Origin of the sequence: Pseudomonas sp. RIT-PI-r, from assembly GCF_001297015.1 — a bacterium.
GTDB lineage: Bacteria > Pseudomonadota > Gammaproteobacteria > Pseudomonadales > Pseudomonadaceae > Aquipseudomonas.
The window spans coordinates 16,298-34,170 of sequence record NZ_LIGE01000012.1; the positions used below are offsets into that span (position 1 = coordinate 16,298).

Annotated in this window: 13 protein-coding genes and 2 pseudogenes; 6 read left to right on the plus strand and 9 right to left on the minus strand. The window is 60.3% G+C overall.

The window, feature by feature from the left end; translation table 11 throughout:
• Window positions 1-175 precede the first annotated feature (175 nt).
• A pseudogene (locus AK821_RS02335) lies at window positions 176-1,117 on the minus strand (LysR substrate-binding domain-containing protein); the annotation flags it as partial.
• A gap of 135 nt (window positions 1,118-1,252) precedes the next feature.
• Here AK821_RS02335 and AK821_RS02340 point away from each other — a divergent pair.
• From AK821_RS02340 to AK821_RS02350, 3 genes are all read left to right on the plus strand, one after another.
• Window positions 1,253-2,629, plus strand: a complete 1,377-nt coding sequence (locus tag AK821_RS02340) for an L-serine ammonia-lyase (RefSeq protein ID WP_064387954.1) — start codon at window positions 1,253-1,255, stop codon at window positions 2,627-2,629.
• 86 nt (window positions 2,630-2,715) lie between these two features.
• The gene (locus tag AK821_RS02345; RefSeq protein WP_064387955.1) at window positions 2,716-4,017 is read left to right on the plus strand and encodes a serine/threonine transporter; all 1,302 of its coding nucleotides are present in this window, start codon (window positions 2,716-2,718) and stop codon (window positions 4,015-4,017) included.
• Window positions 4,018-4,324: 307 nt separating this feature from the next.
• Window positions 4,325-4,642, plus strand: coding sequence for a DUF3509 domain-containing protein (locus AK821_RS02350; RefSeq protein WP_064387956.1), 318 nt, complete (start codon window positions 4,325-4,327; stop codon window positions 4,640-4,642).
• Here AK821_RS02350 and AK821_RS02355 read toward each other — a convergent pair.
• Window positions 4,639-5,139, minus strand: a complete 501-nt coding sequence (locus AK821_RS02355; protein WP_064387957.1) for a phosphate-starvation-inducible protein PsiE — start codon at window positions 5,137-5,139, stop codon at window positions 4,639-4,641. The two genes, AK821_RS02350 and AK821_RS02355, sit on opposite strands and share 4 nt — an antisense overlap.
• A gap of 326 nt (window positions 5,140-5,465) precedes the next feature.
• On the opposite strand from AK821_RS02355, the pseudogene AK821_RS02360 reads away from it, so the two are divergent.
• Window positions 5,466-5,720 (plus strand): annotated as a pseudogene (locus AK821_RS02360) (YebG family protein); the annotation flags it as partial.
• A gap of 176 nt (window positions 5,721-5,896) precedes the next feature.
• Here AK821_RS02360 and AK821_RS02365 read toward each other — a convergent pair.
• Complete coding sequence (locus AK821_RS02365) at window positions 5,897-6,916, minus strand: Glu/Leu/Phe/Val dehydrogenase family protein (RefSeq protein ID WP_064387959.1); 1,020 nt, start codon at window positions 6,914-6,916, stop codon at window positions 5,897-5,899.
• A 186-nt stretch (window positions 6,917-7,102) separates the two neighbouring features.
• Between AK821_RS02365 and AK821_RS02370 the strand changes: the two genes are divergently transcribed.
• Window positions 7,103-7,906, plus strand: a complete 804-nt coding sequence (locus AK821_RS02370) for a SirB1 family protein (RefSeq protein WP_064387960.1) — start codon at window positions 7,103-7,105, stop codon at window positions 7,904-7,906.
• Between the two features lie 166 nt (window positions 7,907-8,072).
• Here AK821_RS02370 and AK821_RS02375 read toward each other — a convergent pair whose 3' ends face one another.
• The 4 genes from AK821_RS02375 to hmgA form a co-directional block, all read right to left on the minus strand.
• The gene (locus AK821_RS02375; protein WP_064387961.1) at window positions 8,073-9,443 is read right to left on the minus strand and encodes an MFS transporter; all 1,371 of its coding nucleotides are present in this window, start codon (window positions 9,441-9,443) and stop codon (window positions 8,073-8,075) included.
• A gap of 142 nt (window positions 9,444-9,585) precedes the next feature.
• Entirely contained in the window at window positions 9,586-10,221 is a 636-nt protein-coding gene (maiA, locus tag AK821_RS02380; RefSeq protein ID WP_064387962.1) for a maleylacetoacetate isomerase, read from the minus strand.
• A 12-nt stretch (window positions 10,222-10,233) separates the two neighbouring features.
• Window positions 10,234-11,538 (minus strand): fumarylacetoacetase, encoded by a 1,305-nt coding sequence (fahA, locus tag AK821_RS02385; protein WP_064387963.1) that lies wholly within the window; start codon window positions 11,536-11,538, stop codon window positions 10,234-10,236.
• Window positions 11,539-11,541: 3 nt separating this feature from the next.
• Complete coding sequence (gene hmgA / locus AK821_RS02390; protein WP_064387964.1) at window positions 11,542-12,846, minus strand: homogentisate 1,2-dioxygenase; 1,305 nt, start codon at window positions 12,844-12,846, stop codon at window positions 11,542-11,544.
• A gap of 164 nt (window positions 12,847-13,010) precedes the next feature.
• Here hmgA and AK821_RS02395 point away from each other — a divergent pair, with 164 nt between their 5' ends.
• Complete coding sequence (locus tag AK821_RS02395) at window positions 13,011-13,793, plus strand: IclR family transcriptional regulator (protein WP_064387965.1); 783 nt, start codon at window positions 13,011-13,013, stop codon at window positions 13,791-13,793.
• Window positions 13,794-13,814: 21 nt separating this feature from the next.
• Here the strand turns inward: AK821_RS02395 and AK821_RS02400 are convergent, their stop codons facing one another.
• Both AK821_RS02400 and AK821_RS02405 read right to left on the minus strand, forming a co-directional pair.
• On the minus strand, window positions 13,815-16,364 hold the full coding sequence (locus AK821_RS02400; RefSeq protein ID WP_064387966.1) for a LuxR C-terminal-related transcriptional regulator: 2,550 nt from the start codon (window positions 16,362-16,364) through the stop codon (window positions 13,815-13,817).
• Between the two features lie 139 nt (window positions 16,365-16,503).
• Window positions 16,504-17,871 (minus strand): DUF1329 domain-containing protein, encoded by a 1,368-nt coding sequence (locus AK821_RS02405; RefSeq protein WP_064387967.1) that lies wholly within the window; start codon window positions 17,869-17,871, stop codon window positions 16,504-16,506.
• Between the last annotated feature and the right edge of the window lie 2 nt (window positions 17,872-17,873).

A 17,873-nucleotide genomic window follows, 5' to 3' on the forward strand; every position in this document is an offset into this window, starting at 1 on the left:
AGGCCTTGAGTTGAATTTCCTGACCTCCTGGTTACAACAATCGGCCCGACCGGCGAACATTTCAACCCCTAAAAAAAGATAAATATTCATTCGCAAAAAAAGCCGGACACCCGAGCAAAGCACTGTTAAGGTCGGGAGTTGGGTCGCTTTGCAACCCGGCAAATTTTGCCCACAATGCCCCGTCGTCCAAGGGGTGCAAGCGGCAAAAAACCCCCGCCTCTTCCACCAGCCAATCATGCACCGCACGCACGCCAGGATGGCTCAAGGCCCCCGGCGCATAGAGCAACACGTAGCGTTTGTGATTGGGCACCGACAGGCCGAACGGCACAATCAACGTCCCCCGTTCCAGCTCATCATTGAGCAACGTGCGCCGGGCAATCGCCACGCCCATACCGGCAATCGCCGCTTCGATGGTCAGGTGATTGCGATTGAAAGTGTGCCCGCGCCGTACGTCGGCGCCCTCGAAGCCGATCGCGTTCAAATAAAATTCCCATTCCGCGTATTCATAACTGCCACGCCAGGCAGTGATGTCGTGCAGCAGCGGAAAATGCACCAGATCCGCCGGCCCATGCAGTGGCGGTCGTCCACGCAACAGGCTCGGCGCGCACACCGGGAAAATCTGCTCATCGAGCAACGCTGTGGATAACAAACCCGGGTAACTGCCGTCGTTCAAGTCGATAGCCAGATCAAAGTCACCCTCGTGCAACGGCACGCTGCTGTCCTCGGCCACCAGCCGTAGCTGAATGTCCGGATAGCGCTGCTGCAGACGTGGCAAACGCGGCGTCAGCCACTTGCTCAAGAACGAGGGAATCGAACGCACCCGCAAGATTCCGCTGATCATCCCGGCATCCAGTCGACGCAATTCCGCATCAATGCTGCCGTACGCCTCGTTGACGGTAATGGCCAACCGCTGCCCTTCTGCACTCAATTCCACGCCGCGCGCACGCCGGTGAAACAGGCGAAAACCGAGGCGCTCCTCCAGTTGGCGAATCTGCTGGCTGACCGCTCCCGGCGTGATGTGCAGCTCTTCCGCACAGCGGGTGAACGACAGGTGCCGCGCGGCACAGGAAAACACCTGCAGCCAGACGTATGTCTGGGCATGCAATTGACGACTCATCGTTTAGTCCTGCTAAAGGCTTACTTAGGAAGTTTCGTTAGTCACGTAGGACCGAGGTAGGCAGTATCGCCGACATTGCGCTTGTCCTACAAAAAATGGCAGCGATTCCTACTCCATTGCTTGTAAGGGTTTAGCATGGCTATCAGTGTTTTCGATCTATTCAAAGTCGGCATCGGCCCGTCCAGTTCCCACACCGTCGGCCCGATGCGTGCTGCCGCGACCTTCGCTCAGGCGCTGATTGATCAGCATTTGTTGAACGATGTGCGTCGTGTGGAAATCCGCTTATACGGCTCGCTGTCGGCTACTGGCGTCGGTCATGCCACTGACCGCGCCACGGTCATGGGCCTGATGGGTGAGTGGCCGGACAGCATCGATCCGGCGACCATCGATCCACGCATCCAGCAATTGCGCGAGACAGGCCAACTGTCCCTCGCCGGGCAAAGAGAAATTGCCTTCGACTGGCAGCGCGATCTCCTGCTGCTGGACGAGAGCCTGCCCTACCACCCCAACGCCATGTCGCTGACAGCCTTTGGCGAAACGGCCGAGCTGTTCGAGCAAACGTACTACTCGGTCGGCGGCGGTTTCATTATCGAAGCGGCCGAAGCGGAGTCCGGCGTAGCGCCGGCCGGTGATGTGGCGTTGCCGTACGACTTCTCCAGCGCCGCTGAACTGCTTGCACTGTGCAAACAGCACAACCTGCGCGTCTCCGAACTGATGATGGCCAACGAGCGTGCGTGGCGCACTGACGCGGAAATCCGTCAGGGCCTGCTGCACATCTGGTCGGTGATGCGCGAGTGCGTCGAACAGGGTTTGCGACACGAAGGCATCCTGCCCGGCGGGCTGAATGTGCCGCGCCGCGCCGCGAAATTGCATCGCAGCCTGTTAGAAATCGGCAAGCCGAACGTGATCAGTTCGACGCTGTCGGCGATGGAATGGGTCAACCTGTTCGCCCTCGCCGTCAACGAAGAAAACGCCGCGGGCGGGCGCATGGTCACCGCACCGACCAACGGTGCAGCGGGGATCATCCCGGCGGTTCTGCACTACTACATGAAATTCAATCCGGATGCGTCTGACGATGACGTCGTCGCTTTCTTCTTGGGCGCGGCCGCCGTCGGCATTCTCTGTAAGAAAAATGCCTCGATTTCCGGCGCTGAAGTCGGCTGCCAGGGCGAAGTCGGTTCGGCCTGTGCGATGGCCGCTGCCGGCCTCGCGGACGTGCTCGGCGCCACCCCGGAGCAACTGGAAAACGCCGCCGAAATCGGCCTTGAGCACAACCTTGGCCTGACCTGCGACCCGGTCGGCGGCCTGGTGCAAGTGCCTTGCATCGAGCGCAACGCCATCGCCGCCGTAAAAGCGATCAACGCCACGCAAATGGCCCTGCGCGGCGACGGCAACCACTTCATTTCCCTCGACCGGGTGATCCGCACCATGCGCGACACCGGTGCCGACATGCATGACAAATACAAAGAGACTTCACGGGGCGGCCTGGCTGTGAACTGGGTGGAGTGCTGAGGCGCATTCCCTGACTGCCCCGGCAGACCGCATTCGACGGTCTGCCAACCGTGAGCCCGAGCAAGAATAATAACGAGGCGATACCGATGACCGATGTACGTACACCTGCTGCCGAAAAACCCGCTGTAGACCGCACACGCAATACAGAAACCACCCACAAGGGCTGGAGCAAATTCGACACCACCTGGATGCTTGGCCTGTACGGCACGGCGATCGGTGCTGGCACCTTGTTCCTGCCGATCAACGCCGGTGTCGGCGGTTTCTGGCCGTTGCTGATTCTCGCCGTGCTGGCCTTCCCGATGACGTTTTTTGCCCACAGGGGCCTGACTCGCTTCGTGCTGTCCGGGCGCTCCGGGGACATCACCGAGGTGGTCGAAGAACACTTCGGCATCGGCGCCGGCAAGTTGATCACGTTGCTGTATTTCTTCGCGATCTTCCCGATCCTGCTGGTGTACAGCGTGGCGCTGACCAACACCTTGAGCAGCTTCCTCGAACACCAACTGCACATCGCCCCGCCGCCTCGGGCGATCCTCTCGCTGGCGTTGATTCTGGGTCTGATGGCCATTGTCCGCTGTGGCCAGAGCGTCATCGTCAAAGCCATGAGCGTGCTGGTTTACCCGTTCGTCGCCGCCTTGCTGCTGCTCGCGGTCAGCCTGGTCCCGAACTGGAATGGCGCGTTTTTCGCCAGCGCCCAAGAGGCGATGCCGATGTCGGTGTTCCTCAAGACAATGTGGCTGGCGATCCCGGTAATGGTGTTCTCGTTCAACCATTCGCCGATCATTTCCGCCTTCGCCGTTGATCAGAAGCAACGTTACGGCGATCAGGCCGAACGCAAGAGCAGCGGCATCCTTGCCATGGCTCACGGCATGATGGTCATCACGGTGATGTTCTTCTGCTTCAGCTGTGTGCTGGCGTTGTCGCCGGCAGATCTGGCAGCGGCGAAGGCGCAGAATATTTCGATCCTGTCGTACCTGGCCAACCACTTCCAGACTCCGGTCATCGCTTACGCCGCGCCGCTGATTGCACTGGTGGCGATCACCAAATCCTTCCTCGGTCACTACATCGGCGCCAGCGAAGGCTTTCAGGGCATGATCGTGAAAAGCCTGCGCAGCCGTGGCCGGGTGATGTCGGCGAGCTGGCTGAACCGAGCGACCGCGCTGTTCATGATCCTCAGCTGCTGGGCGGTGGCAACGTTCAACCCAAGCATTCTCGGCATGATCGAAACCCTCGGCGGGCCGGTGATTGCCTGCCTGTTGTTCCTGATGCCGATGTACGCCATCCGCCGCGTGCCGGCCTTGCGCCAGTATTCCGGCCAGGCTTCCAACGTGTTTGTGGTTCTGATCGGCCTGATTGCACTGTCAGCGATCATCTACTCGTTTCTGCCCTGAAAACGCGCCATAAAAAAAAAGGCGAGCCATGTGGCTCGCCTTTTTTATTCCCATGTTCATTGTTCGACAATTTTTCCGGCACAGCCCTTGCAAACTCCCCCTGTAGGAGCTGTCGAGTGAAACGAGGCTGCGATCTTTTGACCTTCATGACCGAAATCAAAACATTGAAGATCAAAAGATCGCAGCCTTCGGCAGCTCCTACATGAGTAACCAGGACAGGACACGGAATGGCCGGTGATCCGGTTTGGCGAACCAACCCGATCACGGCCGGTCAACAACTGCACGTTCAATCAGGCGGTGACGCATCATGGACAACCCTTTTCAGATCATTACCGATGCCTTCGCGCCGGACTATCAGATCAATCTGAGCATTCAGGGCCTGGACGGCAGCATCATGCTGACCCTGTCCAACAGCGGTCACATCGTGGCCAAACGCATGATCAGTGCCGAGCAGCGCAACGATCCTGCGCGCCTCAAGCGCCTGGTGCAGAGCATTCAATTCGGCATCGCCATCGAACAGGGTCACAGCGCCATGGCAATCCTCGAAGCGATGACCAGCGGCACCGGGCTGACCCCGCCACCGCCACGCGTCATCGGCCAGCCCCGACCGACGGCCGGGCTTTAAAGCTCGCCCTTTTCGACTTCAGGATGCTCGCTGGAACCGCTACCCAGTGTGCGCTGCGGTTTCTCGATCTTCACCGAAGGAAATTGTGACGAAGCGTAACGCACCACCAGAATCGCCAGCGCCAGCAGCAGAATCCCGCCGCACAGGTAGATGATGCCCATGTCCGGCGGGTTGTGGTGCGAGACGTTGGAGATCAGCAAACGGGTCAGCGCAGTGATCGCCACGTAGATCAGGAAGCGCACCGGCATGTGGTTGGTCTTGAAATAAATCCCGACCATCGCCCCCAGTTCGAGATAGATGAACAGCAACAGAATGTCATCGATCTTGATGTGGCCTTCCTCGAGCATGCCGAGAAACTCCATCACCGCCGCGTATGCCGTCACCGCACCGATGGCAAACAGCGCCAGGTAGTGGAAGGTCTCGACGAACAGGTTGCCCAGGGACTCGGCCAGTTGATGCACGTTTTGCCGCAGTTTCTCGGCCCAGTTGATTTTCACGATGAGGTTCCTTAGCCCGATTCGAGCGGATGATGCGTGTTGGACGTGACGGTTTTCTGCACGTAACGATTTTCATGCAGAAAAGAGGCCACGCCATCATGGCGAGCCGCCGCCAAACCCGCGCCGTGGCGTTTGGTCGCACCGCTGTGCTTTTGTGGGAGCGAGCCTGCTCGCGAATGCAGCGACACGGTCTCCCTGACAAACCCGAAATCCGGTCTACATTAAAAAGCCACTACCCATGGCGCAGGGATTCGCTTATCCTTTTCGCTGTATATGGATACAGTAGTCGTCAAGACAACTTAATGTGAAGGCATGTGAGGTGGTGAATGGCCGTCGAAGTGGTATACCGCAGCAGCCGAGATCTGGAGCGCTTGTTCATGGATAAAGCCGAAGCTGACCGTCATGACAAAATGCTCGAACTGGCCGAATATCTGGCCGATGTGCTGCAAAAAGCCGTTCCGTCCCTGACGGAGCAGCAAGTGGAGGAAGCCGGGATCTACATGGCGAAGAACCGCGATGTGTTCGCCCGGGCGTTCAAGAGCCAGCCGGATGCACTGTCCGAACTGCTCAACGCCCCGGCCGAGGCTGCTGAACAAGCTGAGGTGGTGGAAGCAGCTGAAGCGCTGGCCAAGCCTGCTAAAGCGGCAAAAGCGCCGAAGTAATCAGCGCCACATCAAAAGATCGCAGCCTTCGGCAGCTCCTACGGGGATAAATATTCCAAATGTAGGAGCTGCCGAAGGCTGCGATCTTTTGCGTTTCAGCGATATAAAACCTTTTCCGCCAACTCATCCGCCACCCGCGCCGGCGAACGCTTCTCCGCCTGCGCATGGGCGAACACCTCGGTCAACCGCGAACTGATCTTCGACAGATGCGCGGTGATCGTCGGCAATTCCTCTCCGCGATGCTTCAGCGAAACATAGATCAACCCTCCGGCGTTGATCACATAATCCGGCGCATACAGAATCCCGCGCCGCTCCAGATGATCAGCCACGTCCAGATGCGTCAGTTGATTGTTCGCTGAGCCCGCCACTGCCGAGCAACGCAATTGCGTGACGGTGTGGCTGTTCAGAACTGCGCCCAGACCGCACGGCGCAAGAATGTCGCAAGGCGTACTGAGCAACGCATCGTTGGCGATCGGGTGGGCATTGAGCTGCTCCATCGCCAACTGCACCTTACCGTGGTCGATGTCGCTGACCAATAGTTCGGCGCCCGCCGCATGCAGTTGTTCGGCCAAGGCGAAACCGACGTTGCCCAGCCCCTGGATGGCCACGCGCAAGCCTTCGAGGTTATCGCTGCCCAGACGAGCCATGGCCGTCGCGCGAATGCCGGTGAATACACCCATCGCCGCGTGCGGGGCCGGGTCGCCGGCCGAGGTTGTGCTGGTGACGTGTTGGGTCTGTTGGGCGATGCAGTCCATGTCGGCCACCGAGGTGCCGCTGTCGATGGCAGTGATGTAGCGGCCATCGAGCTGATCGATGCAGCGACCGAACGCTTCAAACAGCGCTGCGCGGTTCTCCACATGCGCCGCACGCACGATCACGGCGACGCCGCCGCCCTGCTCCAGCCCCGCCAGCGCAGCCTTGTAGCTCATGCCCTGGGCGAGGCGAATGGCGTCCTCGACAGCCGATTCGTCATTGGGGTAGGCAAGGTAACGACATCCGCCCAAGGCTGGCCCGAGGCGACTGTTATGAATGGCAATGACCGCCTTCAACCCGGACACCGGGTCAACGCTAAGGTGCAGCGATTCCAGGCGAGTGCTTTGCATGAGCGCAAACATCGTTGGGCTCCCGAATCACTTCTTGTAGAACGCCAGTATAGGCCTGCGCCTGAAAATTGCTGGAGCGCACCGGAATAAGCGCCTGAGCAGACCACGGCTTTGCGGCATAACCATAAACCTGCGCAGCGGGGGTACTGGACGAATGGCACGGACCGGGCTAAAACGAGGCATTCCCCGGAGATTTCGATGAGTGCGCGTCAACGTTTTTTCGAATGCCTGCACCGTTCACCGCCCGCGCTGTTCGAAGCCGCGCTGTGGATGGCGGCCGAGCACGAAAAAGCGGTCGATCCCGAAGCGCTGCTGCAAGAATTCAAAGACCTGCAACAACGTGTCAGTTACGGCTTGCCGATGCTGCCGGTCAGTGAACTGGCGCAGCCCCTGTTGCGCCGCATGACTGATCTGGGCTTTGCCCAAGACGACTTCCTGCCGCTGCGCCCGCAGGCGGCGCTGTTGCACAAAGTGATGCAGACTCGTCGCGGCCAGCCGCTGGCATTGGCGCTGATTGCTCTGGAGTTGGCGCGAGGGCTGGAGATCCCGCTGGTCGGGGTCAATTTCCCCGGGCACTTCCTGTTGCGGGTGCCCGGTGCCGATCACTTGCTCGATCCGTGTGGCGGCCGGCGTCTGTACCCCAATGATTGTCGGGAGCTGTTGCAGCGCCAGTACGGACCGAACATGAAGCTCAACGCCGAGCATCTGCTGACCGCCACACCGCAGCAGATGCTCCAGCGCCTGTCGCGCAACCTGCGCCAGTTGCACCTGACCCATGATGACTTTATTGCTGCGCTGATCGACGCCGAGCGCGTTCTCGAACTGGGTGACGCTGGCGCCGCCGATTATCTGGCTCGTGCCAGTCTGTATCAGCGGCTCGACTGCCCGAATGCCGAGCGCTTCGATCTGGAGCACGCCTTGCTGCTCAGCGACGATCCGATCCAGCGACTGCGCCTGACCGAACGACTCGGCCACCTGCCGCCCAATTCCGTCGTCCACTGAAAAACGCTCGCGATAGCGGTGTGTCAGGTAACGAATGTACTGAGAGAAACACCGCCTTCGCGAGCAAGCTCGCTCCCACAGGTTTGGTGTGGACCTAAATTATCGGCTCGGCACACATCACTGTGGGAGCGAGCTTGCTCGCGAAGCAGACGGCGCGATCTTTCAGTTAAACCGCGTTATCGTTCTTCGCGAGCAGGCTCGCTCCCACATTGGATAGGCATGTGTCATTGGGCGAACGCACCTGAATGATCAGCAGCGCAGCAATCACCGCCGGAATCGCGCAGAAAAAGAAAATCTGCTCCACCGGAATGTGCATCGCCAGCAGCAGGCTGCCGAACAGCGGCCCGAGGATTGAACCAAAACGCCCCACGCCCAACGCCCAACCGGTACCGGTCGCGCGCACATGCGCCGGATAGAAATTGCTGGCAAAGGCATTCAACGTCAGTTGCCCGCCAATGATGCAGAAGCCAGCGGCGAAAACGCAGGCCACCAGATAACGCGGATTGTCATGATTGAGTCCGAGCAGAATCGTGCACAGCGCTGCACCTGCCAACACCGCCGACAGCAAACGCACCTTGCGCTTCAAGCGGTCAGCGAACCAGGCCATGCAAATCGCGCCCAGGGTACCGGCGAACAGGAACATCGACGTCACCAGATTGGCTTCGTTGAGTTTCAGGCCACTTTCCAGCAGCAGCGTCGGCAGCCAGCTGATCATGAAATACAGCAGGATCAGGCTGACAAAAAACGTCGCCCAGATCAGCAAGGTCGGTCGCGCGTAGCCGCTGCGGAACAACTCGACCACCGTCAGCTTGCTGCCCTGCTCGCGTTCGTTCTGCTCGACGCTCGCCACTGGCGGTTGCCAGTCCGGCAACATCCGCGCGGTGACTTTGCGCAGTCGCGCATACGGCGGCGCATCACGCAGCAGACGTGGCAGCGACTCCGGCAGCTTCCACCACAGAAACGGAAACAGCAGCAACGGCGTGACGCCACCGGCGAGGAACACCGCTTGCCAACCGAATTGGTCGATGAAACCTGCGGCGACGAAACCACCGGCTGCCCCACCGAATGAAAAGCCACAGGCCGCCAGCGTCACCATCAAGGTGCGCAAACGCGGTGGCGAGTATTCCGACATCAACGCCATGGCACTGGGCATCGCCCCGCCCATGCCGATGCCGCAGATAAAGCGCGCGATCATCAGCGTATTGAGCGAATCAGCGAAGACCATCAGCACGGTCAGCGTGGCGTAGATCAGTACGCAAGCGAGCAGAATCCGTCGCACGCCAAAGCGATCGGCCAGCGGCGTAACCGCCAGTGAACCAAGGGTGAGGCCAAGCAGGTTGGCACTGAATACCGGGCCGAACGCCGATTTTTCCAGGCCCCAATCCTGCGCCAAAGCAGGTACCACGTAACCGAGAACCTGGGCGTCGTAGCCGTCGGTGACCAGCAACAGCGCGAGCAGGATCAACAGTAACCACTGATAGCGGGACACAGGACGGGCGTCGAGTGCCGTCCGGAAGCTGGCAATCTGGTTGTGCATCGCAAGGTACCTGTTTTGTTTTTATGATTATGCGAATAGCGATATTCCCTTGTAGGAGTGAGCCTGCTCGCGATAGCGGTGGTTCAGTCAGAACATGAGTGACTGACACTCCCTCATCGCGAGCAGGCTCACTCCTACAGGGTTATGGGGTGTCTGGTTGGTTGGCGGGATGGGCCTTGATGAACGCTGGATGTTCAGCCGCAAGTGCGGCGACCCGGCGGATTTTCGGGTAAGCCTCCAGCGAAACATTGAACCGCTGCGCCGCATACAACTGCGGGATCAGGTACACATCGGCCACGCACGGCCACTCGCCAAAACAGAAACCCTCGTCGCCAATCAACTCCTCCACCGTCGCCAACCCTTGACCGATCCAGTGGCTGATCCACTCGACCACCTGCGGCTCGTCCTGCCCCGACTGGCGCAAGCGATTGAGTACGCTGACGTTGTGCAACGGATGCACATCGCAACCGATCACCGCCGCCACACCGCGCACTTGGGCACGGGCAACCAGATCTTCCGGCAATAGCGGCACCTGTGGATAACGCTCCTCCAGATACTCGATGATCGCCGGCGATTGAATCAGCAACTCACCACTATCGGTACGCAGGGCCGGCACGCGGCCCTGTGGGTTGATCGCCAGATACGCCGCTTGCCGATGCTCGCCGCCGGCCGGCGCAATCAGGTTGACCGGCAATGCCTGATAGTCGAGCCCCTTCAACGCCAGCGCGATGCGCACCCGGTAAGACGATGTCGAGCGGTAGTAGGTATAGAGATCCATGAGCCGCTCCTGTCAGCGCGCCGCGAGCACTTTGCCGCGGCACTCACCGAAGCCGATCGACGCGAAACCGTCACGGGCACAACGTGCGCGAAGGATGATTTCGTCACCGTCCTCGAGGAATTTACGCACTTCGCCAGACGCCAGCTCGATCGGTTTTTTACCGCCCTCGGTGATTTCCAGCAGGCTGCCGAACTGACCGTTTTCAGGACCGGACAATGTGCCCGAGCCGAACAGGTCACCGGCCTGCAACTGGCAACCGTTGACGCTGTGATGCGCAACCATCTGCGCCACGGTCCAGTACATGTAACGGGTGTTGCTCAGGGTCAGGCGATGGGCCGGCAGGTTCTGCTCGCGCATGGCTTCGGTGAGCAGCAGCACTTCCAGTTCGATGTCGAAGGCGCCGCCGTCCTGATCACGCTTGTCGAACAGATACGGCAACGGTTGCGGATCACCTTCAGGACGCTTCGGCTGCGCGGTACGGAAGGGTTCCAGCGCTTCGGCAGTGACGACCCACGGCGAAACGCTGGTGATGAAACTCTTCGACAGGAACGGCCCCAGCGGCTGGTATTCCCAGGCCTGGATATCACGCGCCGACCAGTCGTTGAGCAGGCAGAAACCGGCGATGTGATCAGCGGCATCACCGATGGCTATCGAGTCGCCCATCTCGTTGCCCTGACCGATCCAGATGCCCAGTTCCAGTTCATAGTCCAGGCGTGCGCATGGGCCGAAGGTCGGCTCGCTCGCTCCCGCCGGCAGGGTCTGACCTTTAGGGCGGCGTACATCGGTGCCAGAAGCACGCACTGTAGAGGCGCGGCCGTGATAGCCGATCGGCACGTGCTTGTAGTTCGGCAGCAGCGGGTTGTCCGGGCGGAACAGTTTGCCCACATTTTGCGCGTGCTCGATACCGACGTAGAAGTCGGTGTAATCGCTGATGCGGGCAGGCAGATGCAGTTGGCAATCGGCAGCCAATGGCAGCAGTTTTGCGCCTTGGGCTTCGATGCTGCCTCGGTGCGTGCTGCCTTCGCTGAACAGTTCCAGCAGGCGCGTACGCAGGGCAACACGCGCCTCGCGACCGAGATTGAAAAACGCGTTCAGCTGTCCGCCCTGCATGGCTTCCACTGCACTGCGCGCAGCACCGTCGAACAGCCCGGCTTCCAGCGCCACTTGCAGATCGAAGATGTGCTCGCCAATCGCCACCCCAGCGCGCGGTGCCGAACCATCGCGGCTGAACACACCCAGCGGCAGATTCTGCAGCGGGAAATCGGCGTGGCCGTTGGCCGAAGCGACCCAACTGCGAGTGATGGAATTCTGCGTCATGGGTTATCTCCGGGTAGGGTCGAACGTAGCGGGCAGCGTGGCCCAGCAAGCGTCGTAAGTGGATTGCAGTTGTGGGCAGTCGAGGGCGAAGCGGCTTGGGCGCAGCACCTGGCTGGTCTCGAACATGAAGGCCATGGTGTTGTCGATCTTTGCCGGTTTGAGTTCGGCGTTGATTGCTTTGGTGCAGGTCTCGCCATCCGGGCCGTGCGCGCTCATGCAACTGTGCAGCGAGGCGCCACCGGGCACGAAGCCTTCGGCCTTGGCATCGTATTCACCCTGGATCAGCCCCATGAATTCGTTCATCAGGTTGCGGTGGAACCAGGGTGGACGGAAGGTGTTTTCGGCGACCATCCAGCGTGGCGGGAAGATCACGAAGTCGAGGTTGGCCAGGCCGTGCACGCTGGTCGGCGAGGTCAGCACGGTGAAGATCGACGGATCCGGGTGATCGAAACTCACCGTACCGATCGTATTGAAACGGCGCAGATCGTATTTATACGGCACGTTATTGCCGTGCCAGGCGACCACGTTCAACGGCGAATGATTGAGTTCGGTGGCCCACAACTGACCGAGGAATTTCTGCACCAGCGTGGTCGGTTGCTGGAGGTTTTCGTAGGCCGCGACCGGGGTCAGGAAGTCGCGCGGATTGGCCAGACCGTTGCTGCCGATCGGTCCCAGATCCGGCAGGCGCAGTGGCGCGCCATGGTTTTCGGCGACGTAACCGCGTGCTTGCGGGTCGAGCAATTCAACGCGGAATTTCAGGCCGCGTGGCAGCACGACGATTTCCAGCGGTGCGACGTCCAGCACGCCCAATTCAGTGGCGATGCGCAGACGGCCGAGTTGCGGCACCAACAGCAATTCGCCGTCAGCGTTGAAGAACACGCGCTCCATCGAACGGTTGGCAACGTAGTTGTAGATGCTGATCCCGGCCGGTTTTTCCGCACCGGCGTTAGCCGCCATGCTCACCAGACCGTCAATGAAATCGGTCGGCTCGGCCGGGATCTCCAAAGGATTCCAGCGCAGGCGATTGGGCGTCACTTCTCCCAGCGGCCCACCGGCCAGTTGCCGTTCCAGTTTGACGAACGCCGGGTGATTGGCCGACGGCTGAATGCGGTACATCCAGGTGCGCCGCGCTTCACTGCGGGTCATGGTGAACGCGGTGCCGGAGAACAATTCGGTGTAGAGACCGTACGGGGCTTTTTGCGGGGAGTTCTGGCCGACGGGTAGCGCGCCAGGCAACGCCTCAGAGCTGAATTCGTTGCCGAAACCGGACTGATACGCCAGCGCCTGCGCGGTTGAATCGAGGTTCATGGAGCCTCCTGAACAGGGAGTCGGCAGTGGCCCATCGCTCTGGCTCAGAGGTTTCGGCACGCCGGGGTTGTTATTATCGTAATTCGATTACGCATAACGTAATTTGCTCGCTATCCAGCGTCAAGCTATAAAGACGCCCATTCGTATCGGAACCCGGCCGCACCATGGAAAAAACCAGCGACAGCAATGGCAAACAGAAAGTCCGCTCCGCCGAGGTCGGCACCGACATACTCAAGGCCCTGGCCGAGTTGTCGCCATCGACTTCGTTGTCGCGCCTGGCCGAACACGTGCAGATGCCGGCGAGCAAGGTGCATCGCTATCTGCAGGCCTTGATCGCCTCCGGATTTGCCGAGCAGAACGCCGCTACCAACCATTACGGTCTTGGCCGTGAAGCGCTGCGCGTCGGCCTCGCCGCACTCAACAGTATGGACGTGCTGAAAGTCGCCGCCCTGCCACTGGCCGAATTGCGCGATGAGCTCAACGAAACCTGCTTCCTCGCGGTCTGGGGCAATCAGGGCGCAACCGTGGTGCACATCGAACCGGCGGTGCGCGCGGTGACCGTTGTAACGCAATTGGGCTCGGTGCTGCCGCTACTCAGTTCATCGACGGGATTGGTGTTCAGCGCATATCTGCCGCATCGGGAAACCGATGAACTGCGCGAAAAGGAGATCGCCGTAGCCGATCATCCGTTGAAGGATGACAAAGCCTACGCGACGCAGTGCGAACAGATCCGCGCGCGCGGCTTGCATCATGTCCACGGCCTGCTGATGCCCGGTGTCGATGCGTTGTCGGCGCCGGTGTTCAATTCCGTCGGCCAGATCGCGGCGGTACTGACGATTGTCGGCCCGACCTCGTTGTTTCACGCTGACGAAAATGGCCCTGCCGCCCGGCGCTTACTCGCGGCAACGCGCGCGGTGAGCTGGCGCATGGGCTATGACGCGGGCTAATTGACTTCGACCCTGTTCACATCAACACAGCCCGAGCACTTTAGCCTTTGCCACCGCTTGCGTTCTGCGCTCCACGCTTAACTTGGCGTTTATCCTGCGCGCATGGGTCTTGACGGTATGCAGCGAAATGTACAGTTGCTCGGCGATCTTCTGATTGGACTCGCCTTGGGCAATCAGCTTCAGCACTTCAACTTCACGCCGGCTCAACAGCGCCTCGGCGCCGACCGCAGGGGTTGCAGCGATGGCCTCGGCGGCTGCGCGGATCAGCGTTGTTTCAGGATGACGCAAGCGCCACTCGAGCAGCGATTGCTGCAACTGACACCGCGCTACCAACGCTTGCCCCTGATGCAGCGCTCGTTGAGCCAATGACACTTCACCTTTGTGCCAGGCGAGTTGCGCCAGCACCAGGTGCAACTCGGCTTCGAGGTTCAACATGCCTTTTTGCTGCGCGCCGATCAACGCGTGCTGGATCTCAACCAGATCGATCAGCTCAGGCTGCATCTGCGCCCTGGCGGTGAGCAACAGATATTCGAGACGCGGAATCAGCTCCAGAGTCGCCGGTGGCGCTTGCCGCGCCTGAGCCCCTTGAAAGTGGCGCAATACCCTGCTCAGTGCTTCATGCGCCAGCTCCGCCCTGCCCTGCTGCAACCAGAATTGGCTGCTGACCTGCAACAAGACGCCGCGATACACCGTGTCCGGAATCTGCCGCTGCTGCATCAACCGCTCAGCATCGCGCAGGTACACAAATGCTCGCGCGTAATCCTGCTGATTGGCCGCCAGTTGGGCCAGCCCCAGAAAACCATACAGCACGCGCTTGTCATGACTGCGCAGGCAGTCCTCCAGCCCCCTCTGGAATAGCTCGGCGGCGCGTGTTTCCTCACCCATGCACAGGGCCAGTCTGCCACGCCGCAACGCGATGCGACCGAGCAACGGCACGGGGCGATGTTCACGCTGACAAAGCAATTGCTGCATGCCGGCCAACAAACTGTCGGCGCGGGCCGGCGCACCGCGCTGCTCCAGCAGTTGTGCGTGATCGAGCTCCAGCAACCCCTCGAACAGCAATGACCCTTGAGCGCGCGCCAGACACAACGCCTCGCGGTTTATGCCCTGGGCCAGTTCCAGTTCGCCACAAAGCAAGGCTTGCTGGGTTTGCCCCGACAGGCACAACAGCCGCGCAGGCCAGGCATCGCTTGCCAACTCGGCCAGCGCTTGACGGAAATGCTCACGCGCAGGCGCCATTCGCCCCTGCAAATGTAGCAACCAACCTTGCAGCGCCTGCCATCGCGCCACCCATTGCCGCTGCTTTTGCGCCGAAGGTTGCGGAACGAATCTCGACATATGTTCGATGCTGGCAGCGGCCTGATCAAAACGGCCGGCGAACAGCAGCGCCGCCGTCATCAATCCGACCAATTGCGGCGAGCCCAACGTCAATTCTTCGCCTTGCTGCTCGTGCAGGCGCAACAGCAGCACTACCGTTTGATCGTCAAACAGATGCTCGAAAGTGAAGTGCTGCAACAAGCTCACCGCCACCTCGAACTCTTCGGCCAAAAGAGCTTGCTCGAACGCCGAGCGCCAGTCCTCCCGCGCGGTAAACCACTGGCACGCGCGCCGATGCCAAGAGCGCCCCTGTGGCCAGCGTGACTGCTGAATCACACGGGTCAGCGGCGGAAAAATCTGCAGCCATTGCGCCGAATCCTGCCACGGTTCGATAAAACAACCGAGGCTGTGCAACGTGCGCAAGAGATCAGCGCCTTCGCCGGCTCCGAACAGATGCTCACACAGTTCATTATTGAAGCGCGGTAAATGCGCCAATACACGCCAGGCCTCCGCCAGCTCCGGCGACAGGCTGTTGAACAGTTCGTGTTGCAGGTAATCGAGCAAGGTGTCGACCCGTTGCTGCGGCTGATTGCTCTGCGCCCAATCGCACTTTTGCAGCAACGCCATACGCACCCCGGCGCACCAGCCACCGGTACGTTGCACAATGCGCCCGGCAACACTCAGCGCTTGCTCGGCAGGCAAATGGTGCAGCACCTGAGCGATTTCACTTTGGCTCAAGGCCAGCGTCACGGGTTCACACTCATACAGCTCATCGTCGAGCAACAGGCGCGGCCAGTTGCACTGCGGGCGCCGGCGCGTGCCGATCCACCAGATCAAGGCCGGACTGCTGACTGCCAACAATCGATCGAGCAAAGCATCCAGCACCGGATCCGGCTGACGGCAATAATCGTCGATAAACAGCCACGTCGATACCGACCAGCGAGCCAGGGCAGCAACCAGGCCGGCTTCATCCGTGTCGATCAAGCCCAGCGCTTGCGTCAACCGCCGACAGAATTCCCCCTTACTGAGCGCGCCGCCCGCCAGCGCTATCCAGTGCACCGAACACTGTGCGGGCGCCTGCAACAGGCATTCGGTGAGCAGTGCACTCTTGCCGCTGCCGGCTGGCGCGCAGATCAGCCTCACCCGTGCCACTGACGCCAGCAATGGTTCGCACAAGCGTGCGCGCGCCTGGTGGTGAGAGGACAGTCGGGGAAGAAATCCGGGGCGATCCAGGCACGGTGTCATGGCGGTCATCGGGTGAGCCTTTTTATCGTTGTACGGTCACCCTAGCCCTCTCCAGTGAGCTTGTTGACGAGTATTCAGCGCGCTGATTGCCAGCCATAAAAAAGGCGACCGTGCGGTCGCCTTTTGTACAGCCGGTGTATCGCAAACGTTACCGAACGCCCTCTGCGCGCAGGGCCGACGGGGTGTAGTCGGCGGCCTTGGCTTCGAAGCCGAATTCGAAGCTGTGTTTCTCTTCGTTCTTCATTCCCAAGGCAATGTAGCGGCCGGCAATGATGTCGTAGAGGGCTTCCAGCGTATAAGCCTGAGCCTGGTGATCGTAGTAGTACTGCGCATGCCCTTCGGCGACCCGCCACAGTTGACCGCGGCCATCGTAGTGATCAACCAGTGCCACCTGCCAGCTGTCCTCGTCGATGTACATGTGGCGCTTGGCATAGATATGCCGCTCGCTCGGCTTCACCGTGCCGATGACTTCCCAGACACGGTGCAATTCATAACGGGTCAGGTCCTGGTTGATGTGCCCGGCCTTGACGATGTCGTCGTACTTGAGCGTCGGTGAATCAAGCTTGTAGCTGTTGTACGGAATGTACATTTCCTTCTTGCCGACCAGTTTCCAGTCATAGCGATCCGGGGCACCGGAAAACATGTCGAAGTTGTCCGAGGTACGCAGACCATCCGCTGCGGTGCCCGGGCCGTCATACGCCACCTGCGGCGCGCGGCGCACCCGGCGCTGACCGGCGTTGTAGATCCACGCCAGGCGCGGTTCCTTCACCTGATCGAGGGTCTCATGCACCAGCAGCACGTTACCGGCCAGACGCGCCGGCGCAGTCACCGATTGCTTGAAGAAGGTCAGCACGTTGGCCGCTTTGTCCGGATCGAGATCCTTCATCAACTGCGGCACGGCGATTTCTTCTTCGAAGCGGATAGGCGTGTAGCTGCCGTTTGTCTGCGGCGTCACCTGCGTGATGATGCGTTTGACGTTGCCACCGTGGTAACGAGTGATGTGGTTCCACAACACCTCGACGCCGTTTTTCGGAATCGGGAAGGCGTAATAGCGATTGCCAGTGAAATTGGCCAGGCCGTTACCATCGTTGATCGTCGTCACGTTCAGCGCACTGCGTTTGGCCGACTCGTAGATGTCCGCCGGGGCGGCGACGGTTCGGTGAGTTGGATAGACCGGGATCTTGTAGGTTTGCGGGTAGCGTTTGAACATCGCCACCTGGCCTTCGGAAAGCTTGTCCTTGTACTTGTCGACGTTGGCCGGGGTGATGGTGAACAACGGTTTTTCGTTGGCGAACGGATCGGCGAGAAAACCCTTGCTGTCCACCGTCCCGGCGTTCTTCGGAATCCCGCCGGTCCATGGCGGAATCGAACCGTCAGCATTACCGGCCTTCTCGGCGCCGAGCGGGGTCAGGCTGGTGCCAAGCTTGTTCGCCTCATCCGCTGACACCGCCGCCATCACGTTGGCCGCCAGCAGACTCAGGGCGAGGACACCACATTGCAGAATCATTTTGCGCATTG